At 49.3% G+C, this 24,928-nt stretch carries 22 protein-coding genes and 1 other RNA gene; 19 read left to right on the top strand and 4 right to left on the bottom strand.

The features are described from left to right. Nucleotide 1: 1 nt before the first annotated feature. Both R3E63_03945 and R3E63_03940 read right to left on the bottom strand, forming a co-directional pair. On the bottom strand, nucleotides 2–859 hold the full coding sequence (locus R3E63_03945; protein ID MEZ5539107.1) for a cytochrome P450: 858 nt from the start codon (nucleotides 857–859) through the stop codon (nucleotides 2–4). Then, nucleotides 793–1,359, bottom strand: coding sequence for a cytochrome P450 (locus R3E63_03940; GenBank protein ID MEZ5539106.1), 567 nt, complete (start codon nucleotides 1,357–1,359; stop codon nucleotides 793–795). The genes R3E63_03945 and R3E63_03940 overlap by 67 nt, the downstream gene beginning before the upstream one ends. Before the next feature lie 114 nt (nucleotides 1,360–1,473). Here R3E63_03940 and ubiE point away from each other — a divergent pair, with 114 nt between their 5' ends. The 3 genes from ubiE to ubiB are packed head-to-tail and all read left to right on the top strand — an operon-like array spanning nucleotide 1,474 to nucleotide 4,502. Then, a complete protein-coding gene (gene ubiE / locus R3E63_03935) occupies nucleotides 1,474–2,226 on the top strand; it encodes a bifunctional demethylmenaquinone methyltransferase/2-methoxy-6-polyprenyl-1,4-benzoquinol methylase UbiE (GenBank protein MEZ5539105.1) in 753 nt (250 codons plus the stop codon). After that, nucleotides 2,226–2,867 carry an SCP2 sterol-binding domain-containing protein gene (locus R3E63_03930; GenBank protein ID MEZ5539104.1) on the top strand — a complete coding sequence of 214 codons (642 nt, stop codon included), beginning with the start codon at nucleotides 2,226–2,228 and terminating at the stop codon, nucleotides 2,865–2,867. The genes ubiE and R3E63_03930 overlap by 1 nt, the downstream gene beginning before the upstream one ends. 3 nt (nucleotides 2,868–2,870) lie before the next feature. Then, entirely contained in the window at nucleotides 2,871–4,502 is a 1,632-nt protein-coding gene (gene ubiB, locus R3E63_03925; protein MEZ5539103.1) for a ubiquinone biosynthesis regulatory protein kinase UbiB, read from the top strand. 4 nt (nucleotides 4,503–4,506) lie between these two features. Here ubiB and R3E63_03920 read toward each other — a convergent pair whose 3' ends face one another. Continuing rightward, nucleotides 4,507–5,226: a phosphatase PAP2 family protein gene (locus R3E63_03920; GenBank protein ID MEZ5539102.1), complete on the bottom strand. Its 720-nt coding sequence runs from the start codon at nucleotides 5,224–5,226 to the stop codon at nucleotides 4,507–4,509. Between the two features lie 175 nt (nucleotides 5,227–5,401). Between R3E63_03920 and R3E63_03915 the strand changes: the two genes are divergently transcribed. From R3E63_03915 to R3E63_03900, 4 genes are read left to right on the top strand one after another with little or no spacing between them, the layout of a single operon-like run. After that, nucleotides 5,402–6,574, top strand: coding sequence for an efflux RND transporter periplasmic adaptor subunit (locus tag R3E63_03915; protein ID MEZ5539101.1), 1,173 nt, complete (start codon nucleotides 5,402–5,404; stop codon nucleotides 6,572–6,574). Beyond that, nucleotides 6,571–7,260, top strand: a complete 690-nt coding sequence (locus tag R3E63_03910; protein MEZ5539100.1) for an ABC transporter ATP-binding protein — start codon at nucleotides 6,571–6,573, stop codon at nucleotides 7,258–7,260. The genes R3E63_03915 and R3E63_03910 overlap by 4 nt, the downstream gene beginning before the upstream one ends. Further along, nucleotides 7,241–8,527: an ABC transporter permease gene (locus R3E63_03905; protein MEZ5539099.1), complete on the top strand. Its 1,287-nt coding sequence runs from the start codon at nucleotides 7,241–7,243 to the stop codon at nucleotides 8,525–8,527. The genes R3E63_03910 and R3E63_03905 overlap by 20 nt, the downstream gene beginning before the upstream one ends. Further along, complete coding sequence (locus R3E63_03900) at nucleotides 8,524–9,720, top strand: ABC transporter permease (protein MEZ5539098.1); 1,197 nt, start codon at nucleotides 8,524–8,526, stop codon at nucleotides 9,718–9,720. The genes R3E63_03905 and R3E63_03900 overlap by 4 nt, the downstream gene beginning before the upstream one ends. Before the next feature lies 1 nt (nucleotide 9,721). Here the strand turns inward: R3E63_03900 and R3E63_03895 are convergent, their stop codons facing one another. Then, a complete protein-coding gene (locus tag R3E63_03895; protein ID MEZ5539097.1) occupies nucleotides 9,722–11,335 on the bottom strand; it encodes a GMC family oxidoreductase in 1,614 nt (537 codons plus the stop codon). Between the two features lie 155 nt (nucleotides 11,336–11,490). On the opposite strand from R3E63_03895, the gene R3E63_03890 reads away from it, so the two are divergent. From R3E63_03890 to murG, 12 genes are all read left to right on the top strand, one after another. Continuing rightward, nucleotides 11,491–13,104: an AMP-binding protein gene (locus tag R3E63_03890; protein ID MEZ5539096.1), complete on the top strand. Its 1,614-nt coding sequence runs from the start codon at nucleotides 11,491–11,493 to the stop codon at nucleotides 13,102–13,104. Nucleotides 13,105–13,149: 45 nt separating this feature from the next. Continuing rightward, an RNA gene (gene rnpB, locus R3E63_03885) (RNase P RNA component class A) lies at nucleotides 13,150–13,499 on the top strand. Nucleotides 13,500–13,773: 274 nt separating this feature from the next. Next, nucleotides 13,774–14,220 (top strand): division/cell wall cluster transcriptional repressor MraZ, encoded by a 447-nt coding sequence (gene mraZ / locus R3E63_03880; protein ID MEZ5539095.1) that lies wholly within the window; start codon nucleotides 13,774–13,776, stop codon nucleotides 14,218–14,220. Nucleotides 14,221–14,228: 8 nt separating this feature from the next. Further along, a complete protein-coding gene (gene rsmH, locus R3E63_03875; GenBank protein ID MEZ5539094.1) occupies nucleotides 14,229–15,176 on the top strand; it encodes a 16S rRNA (cytosine(1402)-N(4))-methyltransferase RsmH in 948 nt (315 codons plus the stop codon). Beyond that, the gene (ftsL, locus tag R3E63_03870; protein MEZ5539093.1) at nucleotides 15,173–15,490 is read left to right on the top strand and encodes a cell division protein FtsL; all 318 of its coding nucleotides are present in this window, start codon (nucleotides 15,173–15,175) and stop codon (nucleotides 15,488–15,490) included. The genes rsmH and ftsL overlap by 4 nt, the downstream gene beginning before the upstream one ends. Continuing rightward, nucleotides 15,490–17,289 (top strand): penicillin-binding transpeptidase domain-containing protein, encoded by a 1,800-nt coding sequence (locus R3E63_03865; protein MEZ5539092.1) that lies wholly within the window; start codon nucleotides 15,490–15,492, stop codon nucleotides 17,287–17,289. The genes ftsL and R3E63_03865 overlap by 1 nt, the downstream gene beginning before the upstream one ends. After that, the gene (locus R3E63_03860; protein MEZ5539091.1) at nucleotides 17,286–18,785 is read left to right on the top strand and encodes a UDP-N-acetylmuramoyl-L-alanyl-D-glutamate--2,6-diaminopimelate ligase; all 1,500 of its coding nucleotides are present in this window, start codon (nucleotides 17,286–17,288) and stop codon (nucleotides 18,783–18,785) included. The genes R3E63_03865 and R3E63_03860 overlap by 4 nt, the downstream gene beginning before the upstream one ends. After that, complete coding sequence (gene murF / locus R3E63_03855) at nucleotides 18,782–20,149, top strand: UDP-N-acetylmuramoyl-tripeptide--D-alanyl-D-alanine ligase (GenBank protein MEZ5539090.1); 1,368 nt, start codon at nucleotides 18,782–18,784, stop codon at nucleotides 20,147–20,149. Before R3E63_03860 ends, murF begins: the two co-directional genes overlap by 4 nt. Continuing rightward, nucleotides 20,143–21,225 (top strand): phospho-N-acetylmuramoyl-pentapeptide-transferase, encoded by a 1,083-nt coding sequence (mraY, locus tag R3E63_03850; GenBank protein ID MEZ5539089.1) that lies wholly within the window; start codon nucleotides 20,143–20,145, stop codon nucleotides 21,223–21,225. Before murF ends, mraY begins: the two co-directional genes overlap by 7 nt. 48 nt (nucleotides 21,226–21,273) lie before the next feature. Continuing rightward, nucleotides 21,274–22,581 (top strand): UDP-N-acetylmuramoyl-L-alanine--D-glutamate ligase, encoded by a 1,308-nt coding sequence (murD, locus tag R3E63_03845; protein ID MEZ5539088.1) that lies wholly within the window; start codon nucleotides 21,274–21,276, stop codon nucleotides 22,579–22,581. Continuing rightward, nucleotides 22,578–23,798: a putative lipid II flippase FtsW gene (gene ftsW / locus R3E63_03840; GenBank protein MEZ5539087.1), complete on the top strand. Its 1,221-nt coding sequence runs from the start codon at nucleotides 22,578–22,580 to the stop codon at nucleotides 23,796–23,798. Before murD ends, ftsW begins: the two co-directional genes overlap by 4 nt. Then, nucleotides 23,795–24,892 carry an undecaprenyldiphospho-muramoylpentapeptide beta-N-acetylglucosaminyltransferase gene (murG, locus tag R3E63_03835; GenBank protein ID MEZ5539086.1) on the top strand — a complete coding sequence of 366 codons (1,098 nt, stop codon included), beginning with the start codon at nucleotides 23,795–23,797 and terminating at the stop codon, nucleotides 24,890–24,892. Before ftsW ends, murG begins: the two co-directional genes overlap by 4 nt. Nucleotides 24,893–24,928: the final 36 nt, after the last annotated feature.

The following is a 24,928-nucleotide window of genomic DNA, read 5'->3' as shown; positions in this document are numbered from 1 at the left end:
ATCATCTTTTGTTGATTTGTAGTGGCAAATCGTCCACCGGTTTTGCAAAAGGAAAATGTTGTAGCTTGGTGGGAAAGTAGCGGTCTTGTTGGAATTGAAAACGGTTGTGTCGAATCAATTCTGCAAAAGTATTTTTGAATAACAGTTCCGCAAAGTGCATGCCGATACACTTGTGCGCGCCACCGCCAAAGGGTGACCACATAAACGGATGTTTTTTATGCTCGGCAATGGTTTCTGAAAAACGCTCTGGCCAAAAAGTTTGCGCGCGCGTCCACCACGCATCCATTTGCTGAATGTAATGCACGGGTGCAGAAATCATGGTGTGCGCTGGAATATGAATGTCATCGATCGTGCAATCGCGCACCGTGCGACGAAAAATGTTGCTCACGGGTGGATGCAAGCGCAGCGTTTCACGAAATACCTGATCCAGCAGCGGCATGCGTTCCATCATGTCGTCGTAATCAAAAGGATAAGGCGTGTGGCTGTAGATGCGGTCTTGTAACTCTGTGTCATTGGCGAGGTAGTAGCCGGCCATGGTGATGGCGCTAGTGGTGGTGTCGTGCGCCGCCAGCATTAAAAAAACCATGTGCTCAGCAATTTCTGTATCGGAGAAATATTCGCCTTCCTCATTTTTTTCACGACAGAAGTGACTAAAAATATCGTTGTCATTGCCAGCGCGTTTTTTCTGCACCAAGTTTTTGAAATAGTGAGTGAGATAGCGACGGCCGTTCATACCGCGGCGATACAGCAGTCCGGGCCAATCCTTGCGGATCATGCCCATCGAGCCTTCCATCAAATCAATAAAAGCGCGATTGATGTTTTCTTCATCACTGTCTTTCGCGTCAACTTTGCAAAACACTTCAAAGGCAATGCTGAGTAACAGTTTTTTGATTTCGATATAAAAGTGTATAGATTGTTTTTTTTTTGCCACTGTGCCACGGCTTTTTGCACGATACGATGAATGATCTCGCTGTACTCGCGCATATTTTCTGATTTGAACGCGGTCTGCATGATACGGCGATGCATACGATGCTCGTCGAAGTCACGCATCAACAAACCGCCGGCAAAAAAATCACTCATGAAAATATCCCAGCCTTTTTTTACCGAGAAATTGCGCTCGGTATCCAGCAGGATGGTTTGCAGGTATTGCGGACCCAGCAACAGCACCGCTTTTTGCCCTGTGATCGAGATGCGGCTCACTGCGCCAAATTGCTGATAGTGCTGATGAAAAGTGCGGATGGGGTCTGCAAACATGGCGATGGTTTTTCCCACGAAGGGCAGACCGTATTCACCTTGGATGTGGTCGAGCTGTTGGTTGGTGGGGGCTTGGCTGTAATCGTGTTGTGGGGAGGCTGACATCGACGCGCTACTTAAAAGTATTGAGGTTGCGAGGATGATAGCGGATGGCAGCGGCAAGGTGCGGGTCGCCCATGTAGAATACGCCCTCATTTCCTACCCATTTCCGAGCGAGCCATGACGGATCTGCAAGACAAAACGCATTTTGGCTACCAGCAAGTGCCTGTCGCTGAAAAGCAGCGCAAAGTAGCAGATGTTTTTCACTCCGTAGCATCGCGTTATGACTTGATGAACGATTTGCTCTCTGGCGGCGTACACCGTTTGTGGAAGCGTTTCACGATTGAAGTTTCTGGTGTGCGCGTGGGGCACAAAGTGCTGGATATCGCCGGTGGCACAGGTGATCTCGCGTACAAGTTTTCGCGTTTAGTGGGCGTTGAAGGCTTGGTGGTATTGGCGGATATCAATGCGTCCATGTTGAGCGTCGGTCGCGACCGTTTGATTGATCGCGGTGCAGTGGGCAATGTGCAATTTGCGCAAGCAAATGCCGAGTGCCTGCCCTTTCCTGATAACACTTTTGATTGCATCACGATTGCTTTTGGTTTGCGCAATGTCACGGATAAAGACAAGGCACTGCGCTCTATGTTGCGCGTGTTGAAGCCGGGCGGTCGTTTGTTGGTGTTGGAATTTTCTAAACCGGCAAATCCTCTACTGGCGAAAGCGTATGACACTTATTCCTTTCGCGCGATGCCGCTGATTGGAAAAATGGTTACCAACGATGAAGAAAGTTATCGTTATTTGGCAGAATCCATTCGTATGCATCCCGACCAAGAAACACTCAAAACCATGATGCAAGACGCAGGCTTTGCTGAGTGTGATTTTTACAATATGACTGGCGGTATCGTGGCGTTGCATCGCGGAGTAAAACCCTAATGTCGAGTTTGGGTGGTGCGGCAACCATTAAAGCCGGTGTGTTGTTGGCAATGGAGCGCGCTATCAACACCAGTTTGGCTTTAGATCCTGCGACACAAAAAGCACTGCAAGATTTAGATGGTTCTGTGTTGCATATCGTCTGCACGCTGCCTTCGCATTCTGTGTATGTATTGTTTGTCGATCAGCATGTGGAGTTGTGGTCGCTGTTTGAAGGTGCGGCGGACACCACTTTGTCGGGCAGTGCGAGTGCGTTTTTTTCGCTCTGGCGTTTGCGGCATAAAACAACGGCGTTGTCAGAAAGCCATGTGGTGTTAACGGGCGACAGCGCCTTGTTGCAGCGCTTGCAAGCGATTGCTGCGCACTTGGATATCGATTGGGAAGCACTGTTAGCTAAACGCACGGGCGATGTGGTGGCGCATCAGTTGGGTCGCGCTGTGCGTCATGCGGGCGTTTGGTTTTCCGGTGCGCGCCGTGAAGCTGAACGATTAGCGCGCGAGTTTTTGCAATTTGAAAGTGACACCGTGCCGAGTCGCCATGAGGTGACACAATTTTGTCGTGAAGTGGATGATTTGCAATTGCGCACGGATCGCCTGCAAGCGGGTATTGCTGTGTTAGCGCAACAAAAGCAACGCGAGGGTTGATGCATGGCAGCGCTGCGTCTGTTCACTATTTTGCGTGTGCTGGTGTATTACCGCTTAGATGATGAATTGCAATTATTGCGCTTGCCTGTTTGGGGGCGTTTTTTATTGCGTGTCTCGCCGCTGCGGTTTTTGCCTCGTTGTGCAGCGCAGTTATCGCGTGGTGAGCGTCTGCGTCTTGCTTTGGAAGCATTAGGTCCTGTGTTTGTAAAGTTCGGTCAGTTGTTATCGACGCGACCGGATTTAGTACCCAATGACATCGTAAAAGAATTGGATTTTTTACAAGATCGCGTCACACCGTTTGCCAGTGACACTTTGATTGCCATTGTTGAAGCGGCGTTTGGAAAAAAAATTGACGAAGTGTTTTTCTCGTTTGATCGCGAACCGCTCGCCTCGGCTTCGGTGGCGCAAGTGCACAGCGCTGTGCTGCCCAGCGGTGAAAGCGTAGTGGTGAAAGTGATTCGCCCCAACATCGCCGCGACGATAGAAAAAGATCTCGCCTTGATGGATTTGATCGCGCAACAAGTGGAACGCTTTTTACCCGATGGCCGCAGGTTGCGCCCAGTGGAAGTGGTGGAAGATTATCGTCACACGATTCTCGATGAATTAAATTTGCAGCGTGAAGCGGCCAATGCGGCGCAGTTGCGGCGCAATTTTGATCAGTCGCCGATGCTGTATGTGCCGAAAATTTATTGGGATTACTGTCGCCCTACTGTGATGGTGATGGAGCGCATCTACGGCATCCCTGTCACAGATCTTGCTGCACTGCAAGCGCAAGGCACAGACATGAAATTGCTGGCGCATCGCGGCGTGGAGATTTTTTTCACACAAGTGTTCGAGCACAATTTTTTTCATGCCGATATGCACCCGGGCAATATTTTTGTGGCTACGCAACACCCGACACGCCCGCAATACATCGCGGTGGATTGCGCCATCGTCGGCTCTCTATCGCGTGAAGATCAGTATTATTTGGCACGCAATTTATTGGCAATTTTTCATCGCGACTACCATTTGGTGGCGCAGTTGCACATCGAGTGCGGTTGGGTGCCAGCGCAAACGCGTGCCGCTGATTTTGAAGCCGCGATTCGCACGGTGTGCGAGCCGATTTTTGAAAAGCCGATCAGCGAAATTTCTTTTGGACAGATCTTGGTGAGTTTGTTTCAAACCGCGCGCCGTTTTGACATGACGGTGCAGCCTTCCTTGGTATTGCTGCAAAAAACGCTGCTCAATATTGAAGGGTTGGGGCGGCAGCTCTATCCGCAATTGGATTTATGGCAGACGGCAATGCCGTTTCTCGAACGCTGGATGCACGAGCGCTATCACCCCAAAAATGTATTGGCAGAATTGCGCCGTCACGGACCTGGTTGGTTAGAAAAAATGCCAGAAGTGCCGGAGTTGTTGTTCGATGCTGCCGAGCAAATTCGCCGCTTTGAGCAAGTGGTGCCCGCTATTCAATCGACAGCACAGCAAATGGTGCAGTTGGAGCAACGGCAGCAACAGAGCCGTCGCCGCAATCGCGCACTGCTCACGCTGTTATTAGCGGCAGGAATATTGTGGCCATACTGGCAAGACAGTATCAGCGTGCAGCCGTGGCAGGGCGTTCTGCTGTTGTTTGCCGCCCTGTGGTGGATGAGTTAAAACCTCAGCGCCAGCCCTGCGGTAGCCAGCGGTTTGCCAATTTTTCCGCCCATTGTTTAGGCCGCGGCGTGAAATAGCCGTAAGCCATCGACTGTGTGGCAATCAAGGAGCCGCCGACCGCCACATCGGTAAACCAGTGCGCGCCGGCGACCATGCGTGGCGTTACAAATAGAAAAAATACCGCTAAAACATAGATGCTCCAACGGTTGAAGCGCTGTAGCAGCAGAAAGCTGGTGATGATCATCAGCACCGCCGAGTGATCGCCAGGGAAGCTGCTGCTGGAGGCATCTTTAGGATTCCAATTGGGGTACAACTCACTCAAAAAGTAGGCGGGTTGCAGAGTGCGCGTGGGGCTGTAGGCGCGCCATTCCAGCGCCTCGGTGATTTCTTTGACGATCACACGAATGACTAACATAGCGAGCAGAATCAGCGCCACTTGTATGCAGGCGGTTGCGCGCTGTGAGCGCGGAATGATGAGATCGGGCACCAGAAACAGCGGGGCAATCGCTATAAGAGGCAATAAGTCCATCGGACGAAAATTGAGTATCGCCCAGAATTCTCCCCACAATGAAGGCGCAGGATTGAGCGAGCCATTCAGGGTGTAAAACACGGTTTTATCAATGGCATCCCACAGTACGCGCGTGGCGGGAAACAGCCAGCTGGCCAGCAAGCCTAAGCCGAGTAATTGGCAAACAATAAAACCGCGCCAGTGTTGAGTCGTCATGGAGGCATCCCAGTTTATGATCTGCGTGTAGTTGCGGCAAGATTCTAGTGAAATTTTCGTGAAATACTAAGTGACGCGATGGTGTGGTCAGCGTTGTAAGTGCTTGTGTTTAAGGGCACAAATATTTGATGTGCTAGTCTTGTCGCCGTTTTTATGCAGGTGGATCGCCGTTGCTATGACTCAATCAAAGAAGTGGATGTTGCTAATCCTTGCGCTGCTATTGGCTGTGGGCTTGCTGAAGTATTTGCGTAAGCCGGATGCACTGCCTGTGCCGGTGGTTGCTGTGGATCAGGGGGTGGTGGAAACCACGGTGGCTAACACGCGCGCGGGAACGGTAAAAGCTTGCCAGCGTTCAGAGTTGTCAATGGCGCTTGGCGGCTTGGTGCAGAAACTCAATGTTAAAAAAGGTGACAAAGTTGCAGCGGGCGAAGTGTTGGTGGAGTTGTGGAACGAAGATCGCAAAGCCAATGTCGCGCAAGCTGCGGCGAGTCTGTCTGCCGCTGAGCATCAACAGAAACAGGCCTGCATCAGCGCTAATCAAAACGCGCGCGACAGTCAGCGTGCAAAATCCTTGTATGAAAAACGCTTAATTTCCAGCGCACAAACAGAAGCGGCACACACTTTGTCATCTACAACAAAACAGGCGTGTGATGCGGCAGAAGCGCAGGTAAAAATGAGTCGTGCTAATTTGGATTTAGTGCAATCACACTATGACTTAACTTTCCTGCGTGCTCCTTATGATGGCGTAGTGGTCGAAATTAACAGTGAGTTGGGTGAATATGTCACGCCCTCACCTTCTGGTGTATTAACAAAACCAGTAATTGAGATGATGAACAATCAATGCTTGTACATCACTGCACCGATTGATGAGGTGGACGCAAAATCCCTACGCGTTGGACAACCGGTACGTATCACACTTGACGCATTTCGTGGGCAATCTTTTGCAGGGCATGTGACGCGAGTTGCACCTTATGTAGATGAAGTTGAAAAACAAGCACGCACGGTGGATGTCGATGTGCGCTTTGATAATCTTCCAGAAGGTATCAATTTATTAATTGGTTATAGTGCAGACGTGGAAATTATTCTTGATGCTCGCAATAGCGTGTTACGAGTACCAACAGAATCCATTATGGATAAGAAAAGTGTGTATGTTTTAGAGAGTGATAAGTTGCATAAGCGAGACATCGTGACAGGTTTAACAAACTGGACTATGACAGAAGTGAGTGGTGGTTTGCAGGCGGGAGATAAAGTGGTGTTGACGCCGGATAGACAAGGTGTTGAAGACGGTGTTTCTGCGCGTGAAGAGACAGAAGAAGATAGAAAAGCTGCTGCGAAAAAACCGTTGTGATTCGTTTAGAGAATATCGTTCGTCAATTTACGCTCGGTGATGAAGAAATTCGCGCGTTGAATGGCGTGAGTCTAACCATTGATGCTGGCGATTATGTTTCTGTCATGGGGCCTTCTGGCTCTGGCAAATCTACTTTATTAAATGTGATGGGTTTGTTGGATACGCCCGATAGTGGATCCTATATTTTGGGCGATGTGGAAACAGTAGGTCTGCATGAAGAAGCGCGCGCTCGTGTGCGGCGTGAAAAAATTGGTTTCGTGTTTCAGGCGTATCATCTTGTGCCGCGCTTAACCGCAAGAGAAAACATTGAGTTGCCCATGGTGCTGGCGGGTGTTGCCCCTGCAGAGCGTCGTGTGCGTTCATACGATGTTTTGCAGCGCCTGCATTTAGAGTCGCGCGCCGATCATTTGCCGCAGCAGTTATCAGGCGGGCAGCGACAGCGCGTGGCGATTGGTCGCGCTGTAGTCATGAAGCCGCAAATTATTTTAGCGGATGAGCCAACCGGTAATTTAGACAGTCGTTCCGGTCACGATGTGATGGTGTTATTGGAAGAATTGAATGCGTCGGGTATCACGCTATTGATGGTGACACACGATAAGATTTTGGGCGCGCGTGCGCATCGGCAAATAGTATTTAGTGATGGACGCATCGCCAGCGACAATAACAATGCATCCAGTCAGCAATAATTTTTCACAAGATTCGGTTCCCGATTCTTCGCTTAATTCTGTAACAGGAATCAGTTGGCGCGACAGTGTGCATTTCGCCGTTGTCGTTCTGCGCCGCTACCGTTTTCGCACCGCGATGATGTTGTTAGCGATGACGCTCGCCGTAGGTTCTGTTGTGGCTTTTACTGCATTGGGCGAAGGCGCGCGCGGCTATGTGCGCAATGAATTTGCATCCATGGGAACGAATTTATTGGTGGTGATGCCTGGACGCAAAGAAACCACGGGCGGTGGTGGGCCGCCGCCAGTTGGTACGGCAACACGCGATGTTACGCTCGCTGATGTCAAAGCCTTGCACACACGCTTGCACGGTGCATGGCGTATTGCGCCGCTGATGGCAGGAAAAACAGAAGTCTCTGCTAATACACGAACGCGTGATGTAATGATCCTCGGTACAAACGCAGATTATTTTTCGATACGCGAATTGAGAGTCACGAATGGCTCCATTTTTCCTGAAGTGGATAACGATATCGCACAACCGATTTGCGTAATTGGCAGCAAAGTACGGGATGAATTATTCGGCAGCCAACAGCCTGTGGGTGCATGGCTGAAAATTGGTGATCGCCGTTTTCGTGTCATTGGTTTGCTATCGGGTAAGGCAGACTCTTCCGGTTTTGATCTCAGTGATGCCGTGATTGTGCCAGTGGCTTCAACGCAAATGTTGTTCAATCGTGAAGGTTTGTTTCGTGTGATCGTACAGCCGCGCGAGTATTACAACATCGACAAATTACAAACAGAATTATTGGATGCATTTCGTGAATTGCATCAAGGTGAAGAGGATGTCACGGTCGTCAAACCTGATTCCATGATGAAAACTTTCGACAATATTTTTGCGGCACTAACGCTGGGTGTCGGTGCCATCGCGGGCATTAGTTTGCTGGTGGCTGGCGTGTTGGTGATGAATTTGACGCTGATCAGCGTTTCGCAACGCACGAAAGAAATTGGGTTGCTCAAAGCACTTGGCGCATCCGATCATCATGTGCGGCGTTTGTTTTTATTGGAATCGTTGTTGCTGTGTTTGGCGGGTGCGTTGTGTGGCGTATTTGTCGGTGAGTTGCTGGTGTTGGTTGGGCGATGGTTGTGGCCTAGTGTGCCGTTTGCTGCGCCGTGGTGGGCTGTGGTGACATCCATGTGCATCGCGCTTTTTTCTGGTTTGGTTTTTGCGTGGCTGCCTGCGACGCGCGCGGCGCGACAACAACCCGTCGATGCGCTGGCAGGAAAAATGACATGAGAACAGCAGACGCGTTGCAATGGATTTTTTGTGCGCTGCGCGCTGGTCGTCTGCGCACATTGCTGACGGCAACAGGCATTGGCATTGGTATTGCCGCTGTTATTTTGCTAACAGCGGTGGGCGAAGGCTTGCGCCTGTATGTGCTGGATAGTTTTTCGCAATTTGGCTCGCGCATTGTCAAAGTCTCGCCGGGAAAAAATCAAACCATGGGCATGGCGGGCGTATTGAGCACCGTGCGTCCGTTGACTATTTCGGATAGCGAAGCACTGCGTCATTTGCGCGATGTGCAGTATGTGGTGCCGATAGTGATGGGCACGGGGCGTGTTGCTATCGGCTCGCGTTCGCGCGACACCGATATTTTTGGTGTGGGCAGTGAGGCCTCTGCCGCGTGGCAAATGCCGGTAGCCGTGGGCAGTTTTTTGCCGGCGGACGATCCCAATAATGCGCGACCTTTCGTGGTACTGGGCAGTAAATTGCGACAAGCCTTGTTTGCTGACGATAATCCATTGGGGCAATTTGTACGCATTGGCAGCGCGCGTTTTCGTGTGGTCGGTGTGATGGAAAGCAAAGGCAGTTTTTTAGGCACTGATTTGGATGAGATTGCTTACATTCCTGCCGGTCGCGCACTGCAATTGTTCAATCGTGAAAACTTGCAAGAAATGGATGTAGTTTTTTCTGACAACACCACATCAGAAATCATCTCAGAAAAAATTAAACAAAAAATTCGTGACTTACACGGCGATGACGATGTCACGCTATTCACGCAAGACGATATGTTATCCAGTTTGGATCGTATTCTGAGTTTGCTGACGATGGCGATTGCAGCTTTGGGCAGCATTTCGTTATTGGTGGGTGGTGTTGGTGTGCTCACGATCATGACAACCACTTTGCGTGAACGCACAGCCGAAATTGGTTTATTGCGCGCGATGGGAACAACGCAGCAACAACTGCTGTTACTGTTTTTGGGCGAAGCGATTTTTTTGTCGGTATTGGGTGGAGCGTTGGGTTTACTCAGCGTGGCGTTATTATTGGGTGGACTAAAAGCGGTGATGCCCAGCATGCCAATCACTATTCAGGCATTTTATTTTGTGCTGTCGTTTGGTTTGTCGGCAGTGATTGGGCTGTTTTCGGGGATTGCGCCCGCGTGGCAGGCTTCGCGGCTAGATCCGATCGAAGCCTTGCGTGCCGAGTAAATTAATACTTATTGGTGTCCTGCAAAATAAAATCCACCGCGCGGTTCGCAATCATCATCGACGGTGCATTGAGTGCGGAGACAGGAATGACAGGAATCACCGAGGCATCAGCAATACGCAAGCCGTCAATACCTTTCAGTTTTAAGCGCGTATCTACGGGCGCGTCATCCTGTTCGCCCATGGTGCAAGTGCCGCAGTAATGAAAGGTGGTCATGCTGGTATTGATAATCCATTTTTTCAGCACTTCGCGTTTACTGGAGCGCGTGGGTGGTGCCATTAAACGATTGCCCCAGGTTTTTAAGCCTTCGTGCGCGCCAATTTTTTTAGCAAGCTCTACGCCGTTAATCATCGTTTCCATGTCAGCGGGATTGTTGTAGTAAGCGAGATCGATCACGGCCGGATCTTTCACATTGCGCGATGCCAAGCGCAGCGTGCCGCGCGACAGTGGTTTGCCCAGAATAATCACAATGCCGTACAAATTATTGATAAAGCGATTCACTGGCGGCAATAGCAGTGCAATTTTTAATGCGCAGCGAATCAAACCTTTCAACACTGGATTAAAAAACTTTTTGCCGTGCAGTATCGTTGCAGGTGCCATGCGCGTCATCGATTGTTGCATGGTCACTGGTGCAGCTAACCATGCAAAACAAGTATCGGCTTGATCGGCAGGTAAATCTAAATCTGGATTGCAACGCGTGAAGCCATACATTTGTGGGTAGCGAAAATCGACCGGTTTTCTGCCTTGAAAAAACAGCGACACATTGGGGTGGTCTTGTAAGTTGCTGCCTATGCTGGCGACATCTTTGATCACGGGAATGTTGAAAGATTGCAAATGCGCCTGTGGACCAACACCAGACAACATCAACAATTTTGGTGTTTCCAGTGCGCCAGCACACAAAATAATTTCTTTATTGGCGTGAAAAGTTTGCAGCTTGCCTTGCACAACAGCTTCAATGTCTACGGCGCGTTGTCCGTCAAAAAGAATTTTTTGTACTAAGCTTTTGGTTTTTACTGTCAGCGTAGAAGATTTATTTTCTGCGATGAAAGCGACATAAGAACTGCGGCGTTTGTCGCCTTCATAGTTCATGTCGTTGTAACCCATAAAGCCATTTAATTGACCGTCATTCAAACCGTGCTTGCGTTGGAAGCCAGCGGCTTCGGCGGCGGTGAGTGCAGTTTCGGTGAATGCGGTGGCTTCGCGGTGGCGCGGGCGCAGGCGCTCTTCGAGTTTTGCATAGGCGGGCGCGACATCGTCCCACTGCCATCCTTGAGGCCACTGCGCGAAATCGTGTTTGTCGCCACGGGTATAGACCATGCCGTTGACGCTGCCGCTGCCGCCCATGCCACGACCAGAACCAGCGTACAGCGTGCGACCGCCGCACTGTGCTTGCTCGGCGCTCATGCGATCCAACATCACTTTGTCGTTGGCGAAGGCGTATTTGAAACCGTCAGCGCTCAGCGTTTCGGGGTTTGCTTCGGCGCGATCGGCGCCTTCCAGTAACAGCACGCTGCCCGCGCCTGCTTCAGCGAGCCGTCCGGCAACGATACAGCCGGTGGAGCCGCCACCGACCACGATGTAGTCGTAGTGGTTGTCGTTGGTTTTTGCGTTGCCCATATCCATCATCCCGTGCAAAAAAGGTTTTCACTCTACCAAGAAATGGTGAAAGAGAAGTAGATAGTCGCTAGTTAAAAAGCGCAGTGTCTTGCGTTGTGTTTTTGTCGGCTGCACTGGTAGTGTGAGCAGCTATTTTGACGGATAGGAAATGCGCCATGAATGTACTGCCACTCGAAAACCCTGCTGATCGCACACTGGGTCGCATTTTGATGTTGCAGGCGCAAGCGATTCCCGATGCGCCGTGTTATTTAGTGGATGATCGCTGCTACACCTATGGCGAAGTAAATCGCACAGTGAATCGCTACGCGGCGGGATTGAAAAATCTTGGCGTGCAAAAAGATGATCGCGTTATTATTTTTATGCGCAGCTGTGTGGAATTTATCATGATGGCATTTGCTGCCAACAAACTCGGCGCAGTGTGGGTGCCGATCAATGGTGATTACAAAGGCGAGTGGTTGCGCGAAGCTATCGAAGAAAGCAAAGGCAAAGTGTTAGTCACCGATACGGATAAATATCCGCGCCTTGCAGACGCTGTGGATAGCAAGAGTTATCAATCTTTAGTTGTAAAAGTTAATGCAGGCGGCAGCTTGCCTGCTGGCGCGGTGGATCTAGCCGCGTTTGAAAAACTATCGGATGCAGAGCCTGATGCTGTTGATGTTTCTTACGGCGATACTTGCGCTATTTTGTGGACATCTGGCACCACCGGAAAATCCAAAGGCGTGATGCAGCCGCACAATGTGTGGATCAACGCTGCAGAAAGTGCGCGCGAATATTTTGCAGCAAAAGCCGGTGATGTGATTTATAACTGCATGCCGCTGTACAACACCGGCGCGTGGATTACCAGTGTTTTCCGTGCATTGATTGTTGGGCTTCCCGTTGCGCTGGATGAGCATTTTTCCGCATCTAATTTTTGGGATCGCATCAAACACTATGGCGCGACAGAAACGACAACACTGGGCGCAATGCACATGTTTTTGTGGAACGCGCCAGAAACGCCAGACGATGCCAAAACCACACTGCGTTATGCCAATGTGATTCCGCTGCCGCCGCATATGACAAAACCGTTTATGCAGCGCTTTGGTATTGAGCGCATACAAAAAGGTTTCGGGCAAAGTGAAGCGGCACTGATTTTGCGCTGTTTAGAAGATGGTGAAAAGCAGTGGAAGCCTAATTGTCTCGGTAGTGTTGCCACGGGTGTGGAAGTTTCTATTCGCGATGATGCAGGCAATGAATGTCCTGCGGGAACGCCAGGGGAATTCTGTTTACACCCGCTGCGGCCGTTTGCGATTTTCAATGGTTATTTTGAAAATCCAAACGCCACCAACAATGCGTATTTTGGCGAATGGTATCGCACCGGAGATCTCGGTGTGCGCGATGCAGATGGCGATTACTTTTTTGTCGATAGAAAAAGCGATTACATTCGTGATAAAGGCCGCAATATTTCTTCTCTGCAAGTGGAGCACGCTGTGATGCAGCATCCCGCTGTGCAAGCGGTCGCCTGTTTTGGTATTCCATCAGAACACATTGAGAGCGAAGCAGAATTAAAAATTGATGTGGTATTGAAACCCGATGCTTCCGTCAGCGCAGAAGAATTGGCGCGCTACATCAACGATAACGCGCCTTACTTTTTTGTGCCGCGCTACATCGAATTTGTGAGTGAATTGCCCATGACGCCAACCAACAAAGTGCAAAAATACAAATTGCGCGAAAAAGGTTTGAGCGGTGCTGTGTGGGATCGCACTAAAACTGATTTCAAAGTCAGCAAATAATTTTTTGATTTGCTAAAGCAGCGCTGCGCGATTATTCTTGCGCGCGGAGTTGGCCAGACAATCGCTGCCTTGCAAAAGGTGGAGGAAAGTCCGGGCTCCATAGGGCAGAGTGCCAGGTAACGCCTGGGCGGCGTGAGCCGACGGCCAGTGCAACAGAAAGCAAACCGCCGAACGGGCTGCAAAGCTGCGTGGTAAGGGTGAAATGGTGCGGTAAGAGCGCACCGCGAGTCTGGTAACAGACCGGCACGGTAAACCCCACTCGGAGCAAGACCAAATAGGAACCCTTTGGCGCGGCCCGCGTTGGGTTCGGGTAGGTCGCTTGAGGTCTGCGGTGACGCAGGTCCCAGATGAATGGTTGTCCACGACAGAACCCGGCTTATCGGCCAGCTCTAATTTTTTCTTCTTTCTTCAATACCCCTTCTCAAACAAATTAAACTTAAGGTTTTACTTTAGGTTTGTTTTCTATTGCCATGATTTGTATAGATTTTGACCATCATGAAAAGTCGATAACTTGCTGCTATCTGGCGATAAATTGAGGCGAACTGCGCTGAACGCGCCATTTTCCTGCCTTGACAAGGTTTTTTGCCCCCTATAGTGTGCCTCTGTGGTGAAAAGTGGGTAAAAGTGGCGAATATGGGATTTGCTGCACCTGCGCACCAGGGATAGGCCATGTTTCGAGGCATAGCGGAAATCAATCTAGACCCGAAAGGGCGATTGGCGATTCCAGCCAAGTACCGTGAAGTACTGGCTGAGCTGTGCCGTGGTCAATTGGTCGCCACTATCGACATCCAAGACAGTTGCCTGCGCATTTATCCGCTGCCCGTGTGGCAAACCTTGGAAGCGCAACTGGAAGCACTGCCTAGCACCGACCCTAATGTGCGCCGCATTCAACGCCTGCTGCTGGGTTACGCCAGCGAATTGGAAATGGATGGCAACGGTCGCATTTTGTTGCCCGCTTCACTGCGCAAATACGCGCAGTTGGATAAAAAACTCGTGCTCGTCGGGCAGGGCAAAAAATTCGAATTGTGGAGTGAGGAAAACTGGCAGCAGTGTCTTGATACAGCCGTCAGTGGGCAGTTTGAGCTGCCTGCGGCGATGTCCACGATTTCGTTTTAGGTGTGAGCATGAGTCACTTCACTCACACAACGGTACTGCTGCAAGAAGCGGTTGATGCGCTGCTGACGGATCGCGACGGCATTTATATCGACGGCACTTATGGACGCGGCGGACACAGTGCGCTGTTGTTATCGCGTTTGTCTCCCGCTGGCAAATTGCTGGCTTTTGATCGCGATACAACGGCGATTCATCATGCAAAAACTGCGCACGCTGATGATGCGCGTTTTGCCATCGCGCACAATAATTTTGGCGATATGTTGAGCGAAGTCTCTGCACGCGGTTGGTTGGGCAAAGTGCGTGGGATTTTGTTAGATGTAGGTGTTTCTTCGCCGCAATTGGATGATGCCGAACGCGGTTTCAGTTTTTTGCAAAATGGTCCTTTAGATATGCGTATGGATACCTCGTCTGGCGTCAGCGCGAGTGAATGGATCAATCATGCGTCCGTAGAAGAGATGACCACAGTGTTTCGCGAATACGGTGAAGAGCGTTATGCGAAACGCATCGCACAGGCGATAGCAACAGCGCGTATCGAGCAGCCTTTTCAAACCACGCTGCAATTGGCGGAAGTAGTGTCTGCCGCCAATCCTGCATGGGAAAAACACAAACATCCTGCGACGCGTGTTTTTCAAGCGATACGCATTTTTATCAATAACGAATTGGGCGAGTTAGAAGCAGCGCTACAACACTCGCAACAAATACTGTGCAGCGGTGGTCGCATTGCCGTTATTGCATTTCATTCTTTGGAAGATCGTATCGTCAAACACTATTTTCGCGAGCAGAGCCGTGGAAAAGTATTGCCGCGCCATATTCCCGTCACGGGTGAAGCGGAAGGGCGCACACTGAAATTGGTTGGCAAAGCGGTTAAAGCCAGTGAGCAAGAAGTGGCACAAAACCCGCGTTCGCGCAGTGCCGTCATGCGCGTGGCAGAAAAATTGCCGATGGAGTGCGCAGCATGAGTGCGCAATCACCTGACGATCAGAAGAAAAGTTTCGAAATCAGTGTATTTGGTCTGTTCTGCCTCGTGTTATTAATTTTTTCTGTGATGGGCACGGCCTTGGGTGTGATTGTTTCCACTTTTGAGAATCGTCGTTATTTAGCCGAGTTAGAAACACTCCGCAAAGATGCGCGCAATATGCAGGTGTTGTGGGGACAGTATTTGGTTGAGAAAACCACTTGGGCTGCATACGGCCGCGTGCACGACATGGCAGAAAAAGATTTGGGTATGCAAGCACCGCAAACTGACAAAATTATCGTGGTTAAGGTGCAATGATGGCTGAGAAAAATATGTCATCAAGTAAAGTTCAGAGCAAGAAAAATATAACGCAAGATATTTTGCCGCGTGATGGCTGGCGCATGAAGACGGCATTTGGCTTTTTGGCTTTTCTCGCTTTGTTATTGTTGGGCGGTTTAGCGAACCATCAAGTTTTGATGAATCATGCTTTTTTAGAGAAGCAGGGTGAAGCGCGAATGGTGCGTCCTGTAAAAATTCAGGCGCATCGCGGCATGATCACGGATCGCAATGGTGAACCTTTGGCGGTAAGTACGCCGGTTGTCACGCTGTGGGCGAATCCAAAAGAAATGGGGCAAGACTTAGAAAGCTGGCGCGCTGTTGGGCGAATTATGTCTTGGGGCGAGCAGGAGGTACGCGAAAAAATGGCGCAGTACGGCAATAAAGAATTTATGTATCTGCGGCGACAAATGGCGCCAGCGGAAGCAGAAGTTATTTTGGCGGAAGGGATTGATGGTGTTTACGGCCAACGAGAATACAAGCGCTTTTATCCTGCGGGGGATGTCACAGCAAGTTTGGTTGGATTCACCAATATTGACGATCGCGGGCAAGAAGGAATAGAGCTGGAATTTAATGATGCTTTAACAGGAAAAGAAGGTCATCGTCGCGTTATTAAAGATTTGAAGGGGCGAGTTGTTAAAGATTTGGGATTACAAAGACCTGAGCAGCATGGTTTAGATATCGCATTAAGTATTGATCTTCGTTTGCAGTATTTTGCGCACACAATTTTGCAAAGCACGGTTGAAAAGTTTGAGGCAAAAGGAGGGTCTGCTGTTGTTATTGATGTGAAAACTGGTGAAGTGCTCGCCATGGTGAATTGGCCTTCATACAACCCTAATAATCGTATTGGCGTAAAACCAAATCAAATGCGTAACCGTGCAATGGTTGATGTATTTGAGCCAGGCTCAACGATGAAACCGCTGACGATGTCGGCAGCATTAGAAAGTGGAAAATGGAAGCCGGAAATGGTGATTGATACCAATCCAGGCAGCATCAATGTGCAAGGAAAAGTATTGAAAGATCACCGCAACTACGGCGTGATCAATTTGACAGGGGTTATTCAAAAATCGAGTCAGGTAGGCACGGCACGAATTGCATTATCGATGGACCCCAATGTTGTACGCGGTTTATTTCATCGTGTTGGTTTTGGACAGGTAACTGGTACAAGTTTTCCTGGGGAAAGTACTGGAGTATTACCAAGCTATCAGCGTTGGCGCGATCTTGATCGCGTCACCATGGCGTTTGGTTATGGTGTTTCCGTGACCACTTTGCAATTGGCACATGCGTACAGTGTCTTTGGTAATGAAGGCGTCAAAATGCCAGTTTCCATCTTGCGAAAAGATGCAGTGACGCAAGGTGAACGCGTATTGCCAGAAAAAGTGGTACAGCAATTAATTCCAATGCTGGAGTCTGTCACTCTGCCTGGCGGTACTGCAACGCGCGCGAAAGTGCCAGGCTTTCGTGTGGGGGGTAAGACAGGCACGGTGCATAAATTGGATGGTCGTGGTTACAGCCCAAATCGTTATGTTGCCGTATTTGCAGGCATTGCGCCGATCAGCAACCCGCGTTATGCCATGGCTGTCATGATTGATGAGCCGAGCACGGGGCAGTATTACGGTGGTGAAGCGGCAGCACCTGTTTTTAGTCAGTTAATGCAAGGGGTTTTGCAGTTGATGGGAGTAGTACCTGACGCTATTCCTCCAGCAACAACACAACCACAAACGGCAGAAAAAAATAAAGTCAATGTCAGCAAGCCTGCTACTAAAGGGGTGACTGCATGAATGGCCTAGCGGCAGTGCGTACTTGGTTTGGCGATGTATTGCAGGGTGCAACCGTTGCGCATTTGCAATTAGATAGCAGAAAAGTGTGCGCTAACGATGTGTTTTTTTCTTTGGTCGATGAACCAGAAATAGCACAGGCACACATCGCACAAGCAGTGCAACGCGGTGCAGCGGCTGTCGCTGTGGATGCGTCGCAGCGCAATAGTGCTGCAAATAATTCCCCCACTATTCTTATTGCTGATTTGAAAAGAAACCTTGGTGCAATCGCGCACGCTTTTTATGGTCAGCCTTCAAAAAACTGTACTGTTGTTGGTATTACCGGCACCAACGGTAAAACATCGTGCTCGCATTGGTTGGCGCAAGCGTGGCAGAAAACAATCGGTCAGACGGCATTTATGGGCACGCTAGGCTGCGGCATGTTGCAGCAAGCGCAGCGTTTTGAAACGGGAATGACAACGCCAGATGTGTTGACGGTGCATCGCTTATTAGCTGATTTAGTGCAACAAAATACCAATATGGTGGCTATGGAAGTTTCGTCACACGCGCTCGATCAACACCGTGTCGATAGCGTGCAATTTGATACAGCTATTTTCACCAATTTAACGCGTGATCATTTGGATTATCACGGTGACATGGCGAGCTACGCGGCGGCGAAACAAAAATTATTTGATGTGGATGCGCTGCAATTGGCGATTATCAATGCTGACGATGCTTTTGGTCAGCAATTGATTGCACGCGTGCAAAAAAATGGAAAACCAGTGCTGAGTTACGCGCTGGAAAATGTAACAAGCGATCTCGGAGTGGAGCGTTATGAGGTAACTGGACAGGGTATCGCTGCCAGTATCCGTACGCCCTGGGGGAAAGGTGAGCTACAGAGCAGATTTCCGGGGGGATATAACCTGCTCAATACCCTTGCGGTAGTAGCCACCTTGTGTGGTCACGGCATCGGCCTTGAAGCTGCGTTGCAAGCAGTCGCGCAGTTAGAGGTCGTGCCGGGGCGCACGCATATCGTTAGTGAAAAAAATGATGACATCTTGGTGGTGGTGGATTACGCACACACCCCCGATGCTTTACAGAAAGTTTTGCAAGCACTGCGTCCACAAACGGCAAAGAAGTTGTGGTGCGTATTTGGATGTGGCGGCAAACGTGACAAAGGAAAACGCCCGCAGATGGCGCAAGCTGTGCAAGCTTTAGCTGATTACGTTGTGGTGACGACCGATAATCCACGCGATGAAAAGCCAGAGCAAATTATTGCGGAAATCGTTGCTGGTTTTGTGGCAACAAGCCACAAAGCATACGAAGTGATTGTTGATCGTGATGAAGCTATCAAGCAGGTCATCACCAACGCTTCTGCGGGCGATATTGTGCTGTTAGCCGGTAAAGGCCACGAAGATTATCAAGAAATTTTAGGTCAGCGCCTGCATTTTTCCGATGTGGAGCACGCGCAACAGGCTTTGCATCTGCGTCGTCAGCAGCACGCAGGCGGTGTCGCATGATGCGAGCGCAAACGCTATTTGTGGTGGCGGATGCCTGTGGTGCTGCTCGCAGCGCAACGGATACTGCGTTTACACGCGTGGTAATTGATAGCCGTAAAGTGCAAGCGGGCGATTTGTTTGTCGCGCTGGCTGGCGAGCGCTTTGATGCGCACGATTTTTTGGCTGATGTGCAGAGAGCAGGCGCTGTCGCTGCTATCGTCGAAAGAAAAAATGCTGCATTAAATTTTCCGCAGCTGGAAGTGAGTGATTGCGTGCAAGCATTGGGAAAAATTGCCTGCCTGAATCGCAATTTATTTAGCGGAAAAATAATTGGCTTAACGGGCAGTGCCGGTAAAACCACGACCAAAGAAATGATTGCTGCAATTTTGGTACAGCAGGGCAAGCCCCTAATCACACAAGGCAATCTCAATAATCATTTGGGTGTGCCATTAACGCTATTGTCGTTATCGCCTGAGCATGATTGTGCCGTGATAGAAATGGGTGCTAGTGCAGTGGGTGAAATTCGTTATCTCACGCAGATGGTGAAGCCGCAAGTTGCTTTGGTGACCAATGTCGCGCCAGCGCATCTCGAAGGATTCGGTTCAATAGAAAATGTTGCCAGCGGCAAACGAGAAATTTTTGAAGGTTTAGCCTCAGATGGAACAGCGATTATCAATTTAGATAATTCGTGGACAGCTTCTTGGCTGGATAGTGTCTCTGAGCAGTTTCGTGTGCTGACTTTTTCTATGCAAAAAACGGCCGATGTGTTTGCAGAAAATATTGTGCAAACAGCAGCGGGTGTTTCCTTTGCGCTTTGCACATCAACAGAGCACCGCAATATCGCTCTAAATTTTATTGGAACACACAATGTAGGCAATGCACTCGCCGCAGCGGCGAGTTGTTTGGCCTTAGGTATTTCACTGGATGTAATTGCGCAAGGCTTGCATACGGCGAAGCCTTACAAGGGTCGTTTGCAACTCAGAAAAGGTGTGCAAGGCAGTAGTGTGATTGACGATAGTTATAACGCCAATCCGGCATCGGTGCGCATGGCAATTGATACTTTGATGCAGTGTGATGGTGAGAAGATTTTGGTGCTCGGCGATATGGGTGAATTGGGTAGTGATGCAAAAGCCCTGCACGCAGAAATTGGCAGTTATGCCAGGCAAGTTGGTATAAAAAAACTATTGGTGACAGGTGAGTTATCACGGGCAACGGCACAAGCTTTTGGTGCGGAGGCGCAGCATTTTCCCAATTGGGAATTGTTAACTGAGCGTTGTGTTGTATTAGCGCAGGCAAAAACAGTTTTTTTAATCAAAGGATCCCGCAGTGCGGGTATGGATAGAGTTGCCGATCACTTGGCGGCTACAGAGGATTCATTATGTTGATTTGGTTGGCGGAATATTTATCACAATATTGGAGTGCATTCTCCGTTGTGCAGTATCAAACATTTCGCGCCATCATGGGAGTGCTGACTGCATTGGTCTTTTCGTTATTGATGGGCCCGTCAGTCATTGCTTATTTGCAGCGATTAAAAATTGGCCAGTCTGTGCGCACCGATGGGCCTCAGTCGCATTTAGGTAAATCAGGCACACCGACTATGGGTGGTGTTTTGATTTTGTTATCTATTTGTTTAAGCACTTTTTTGTGGGCGAAGTTGGATAATCGCTATGTTTGGGTGGTTATGCTTACCACCGTTTGTTTCGCCGCTATTGGCTGGGTAGATGATTGGCGAAAAGTGGTAGAAAAAAATTCACGAGGCTTGCCTTCGCGTTGGAAATATTTTTGGCAGTCGGTATTCGGTTTGGCATCAGCTTGGTTTTTATACGAAACGGCAAAAACACCTGTTGAGTTACAGTTGTATGTACCATTTTTTAAAGATGTGGCTATTAACCTCGGTTGGTTCTATGTGCCCTTTGTTTATTTTGTGGTCGTTGGTTCTAGCAATGCCGTGAATTTAACGGATGGATTAGATGGTTTGGCCATCATGCCTTCAGTCATGATTGCGGGAGCGTTAGCTGTATTCGCCTACGCTGTAGGTAATATCAAATTTGCTGGTTATTTGAATTTGCCTTACATCGAAGGCGCAGGTGAGTTGATTATTTTTTGTGGAGCCTTTGTTGGTGCTGGCTTGGGCTTCCTCTGGTTTAACACTTATCCGGCGCAAGTGTTTATGGGCGATGTCGGCGCGTTGGCCTTGGGTGCTGCGTTGGGTTTGATTGCCGTTATCGTGCGCCACGAAATTGTGTTTTTCATTATGAGCGGTGTGTTTGTGATGGAAACCGTGTCCGTTATTTTGCAAGTGGCCTCGTTTAAATTAACGGGCAAACGTATTTTTCGCATGGCGCCTATACATCACCATTTTGAATTAAAAGGTTGGCCAGAGCCGCGCGTGATTGTGCGTTTTTGGATCATTACCGTTATTTTAATTCTCATTGGTTTAGCAACCTTGAAACTGCGTTAATTAGGAAAGTTTGTGAATTTATCGGCAAAAAAACGCGCAATTATCGGGATGGGCAAAACGGGCCAGTCCTGCGCGCAATTTTTGCAAAGCCAGAACGAAAGTTTTGTCTGGTGTGATACGCGTGAGCAGCCAGCCGATGTGGCGTGGTTGCGTACGCAATATCCTGCTGTTGAATTTCATTGCGGTGCTTTGTCGGCAGACTTGTTGCGCGATACGAGTGAATTGATCGTCAGCCCTGGTGTTACTGTGCTGGAGCCCGCTATACAAGCGGCGGTGGCAGCAGGCGTTGCTGTGGTAGGTGATATTGAATTGTTTGTGCGCGCCACACAAAAGCCCATCATCGCTATCACCGGTTCCAATGCAAAAAGTACCGTAACAACTTTGATCGGTGACATGGCGGCAGCCTGCGATTTGCGGGCGGGTGTTGGCGGTAATTTGGGTACGCCTGTACTGGATATGTTGCAGCAAGATGCAAACTTGGATTGCTATGTGTTGGAATTGTCGAGCTTCCAGTTGGAAACGACATGCAGTTTGCGTGCGCTGGTCGCCACGGTGTTGAACATCAGTGACGATCACATGGATCGCTACGACAGTGTGCATGCTTACACGGAAGCCAAGCATCGTATTTATCACAACGCAAAAAATATAGTATTTAACCGCGCGGATGCGTTGACGCAGGCTGATGAAAAAAATGCAGCGCTTCGTTGGTCATTTGGTGTTGATAGTGGTGATGCGCAGCACGGTGTCGGCGTAAAAAATTTTGATGGTCAGCCTTGCTTGGTTTTGAATCAACAGAAAAAAATAATGCCGCTGTCGGATATTCGTATCGCTGGCTTACACAATGTTGCCAATGTGTCGGCGGCTTTTGCTATTGCGGCGGCAGCGGGATGGGAGCTAGAGCGTTGCGCGCATGCAGTGCGCGAATTTAAAGGTTTGGCGCATCGCTGCCAATGGGTGGCTGAGAAAAATGGTGTGCGCTATTACAACGATTCTAAAGGCACGAATGTTGGCGCAACGATTGCGGCGATTGAGGGTTTGGCACAAGAAAAAAATCTGGTGTTGATCGCCGGCGGTGAAGGCAAAGGTGCTGATTTTTCAGTGCTATCCCCTGTGATTGGAAAATATGTGCGTGCTGTAGTGTTGATCGGTCGTGACGCCGGCATTATTGCCAATTATTGTTCGGGCGCAGTGCAATTTCATGCAGCATCAATGATAGGCGCTGTGCAACAAGCAGCAGCCATCGCGCAAGCTAATGATGTGGTGTTGTTGTCACCAGCTTGCGCCAGTTTCGATATGTTCAAGAATTATGAAGATCGTGGCGCGCAGTTTTGTGCGGCTGTGGAGGCGTTGGTATGAATACGCTGCTTTCATTGTCGCGCACGATGTGGGGGAGAGTGGCTGCGGGAAATTACCCGATACGCAGCAATCACCGCGGCAATTTGGCATGGGATTTGGATATGCCGTTGCTCACAATCACTCTGTCACTGTTGTGCATTAGTTGGGTGATGGTAAGTTCCGCTTCACTGGATTATGCGATGCAGCAAACAGGTGACGCTTTTTATTTTAGTAAACGCCACGGTATGTATGCATTGATGGCGATTACAGTGGGCGCTGGTGTATTGCGTATTCCATTTTATTGGTGGAAGCAAATTCATATGGCTTTCTTGATTGTGGCAGTGGCACTACTGGTTGTTGTATTGATTCCCCATGTTGGCAAGCGAGTCAATGGCAGCCAGCGCTGGATTAGTTTGGGCTTTATGACGCTGCAAGTGTCAGAAATTGCAAAATGTGCAGCGATTGTTTTTTTCTCTGGTTATTTAGTGCGCCGCCGCGATGAAATGCATAGCAGTTGGTGGGGGTTTATTAAGCCGTTTCTTGTGCTGGGCTTGTTGGCCGTATTGTTATTAGCTGAACCTGATTTTGGTGCCACTGTTGTTATTGGTTTATCAACGCTGGCATTGCTGTTTCTTGCAGGAGCGCCTCTACAAAAATTTTCACCTTTTTTTGCGGTTGTTGTGGTTGGCGCAGCTATTTTGGTGGTAACAGAACCTTATCGCCTTGCACGGATGATGGCATTTATTGACCCTTGGGAAGAGTCGGTCATGTATAAAAGTGGTTATCAATTAACGCAATCTTTGATAGCAATTGGTCGCGGCGAATGGTTGGGTGTGGGCCTAGGACACAGCGTGCAAAAGTTGTTTTATTTGCCAGAAGCGCACACGGATTTTGTGTTCAGTATTTGGGCGGAAGAATCAGGTTTGGCGGGGTGCTCAGTGATCATTGGTTTATTTGCAGCAATGATTTGGCGGATGTCATTAATTGCTCGCACAGCAGCAGATCGCAATGAAACTTTTGGCGCTTTGGTTGCGTTGGGTTTGGCGATGGTGATTGCATTTCAAGCATTCATCAATATTGGTGTTGCGTCTGGTCTGTTGCCTACCAAAGGTTTAACGCTGCCATTTATCAGTTATGGAGGTAGTAGTTTGATCGTGAGTGTAGCAATGGCTGCTATGGTCTTGCGTTTGAGTTACGAGAATCGAATGGCAGAAAAGCCACAAGTGGTGATGGGATGAGCACAAAAAAGAAAGGTCGCGCCTTGATCATGGCGGGCGGAACAGGCGGTCATGTTTTTCCAGCATTGGCTGTTGCCAAAGTATTGCTACAACGCGGCTGGCAAGTGGAGTGGTTGGGCACAGAAAAGGGGATTGAAGCGCGTGTCGTGCCTGCAGAAAATATTCCATTGAATTGCATCACGGCTGTTGGTTTGCGCGGAAAAAGTTTCACGCATTTATTAACGGCGCCTCTGAAATTATTGCGCGCGCAGTGGCAATCTTTGCGCGTATTTCGTCGTTTTCGCCCCGATGTAGTGTTAGGTATGGGGGGGTTTGCTTCAGGCCCCGGCGGTTTATCCGCACGCTTGCTGCGCATTCCTTTAGTCGTCCATGAGCAAAATGCTGTGGCGGGTACAACCAATCGTATTTTGTCGCACCATGCGCGCAGATTGTTGTTTGCTTTTCCCGATGTTTTTCCGCGCGGTGAATTGGTGGGTAATCCTGTGCGTGATGATATTGCGACGCTCGCATTTTCTGGTAAACCGACTAAGCCATCAAACACGCGTTTGCGTTTGTTGGTGTTGGGCGGTAGCCAAGGTGCGCGCATATTGAATACTTTATTACCGCAGGCTTTGGCGTTGTTACCTGAAGCGGAGCGACCGTTTGTTTTTCATCAGTGCGGTCGTGAAATGGTGGAGGAAACACGAAAAAATTATCAGCAAGCGCAGGTAACGGCGCAGATAGAGCCCTTCATTGAAAATATGATGGAGATGTATAGCTGGGCGGATTTTGCTGTATGCCGCGCCGGTGCAATGACGGTGTATGAATTGGCGTGTGCACAATTACCGGCTTTATTAATTCCATTACCCACTGCAATTGATGACCATCAAACGATCAATGCGCGTTGGTTTGAAAAAGCTAAAGCGGCCAAAGTGTTACCGCAGGCCACTTTGGATGCAAAAAGTTTGTCGCAGCAGATACAAAACTTGATGCAAGACCGCGCAGCATTGCAAGCGATGTCAAAAGCCATGAAAGGTTTAGCGCAGCCAGATGCTGCCAGTAAAGTTGCCACAATTTGCGAAGATATTTTAATTGAGGATACGCAAGATGCCTGATATCAGCAGCACAACAACAGGCTTTGTGATTCCTGA

Source organism: Pseudomonadales bacterium, from assembly GCA_041395665.1.
Taxonomy (GTDB): Bacteria; Pseudomonadota; Gammaproteobacteria; order Pseudomonadales; family UBA7239; genus UBA7239.
The sequence above is the reverse complement of the archived record's forward strand: the minus strand, read 5'-3'. Positions and strand labels throughout refer to the sequence as shown.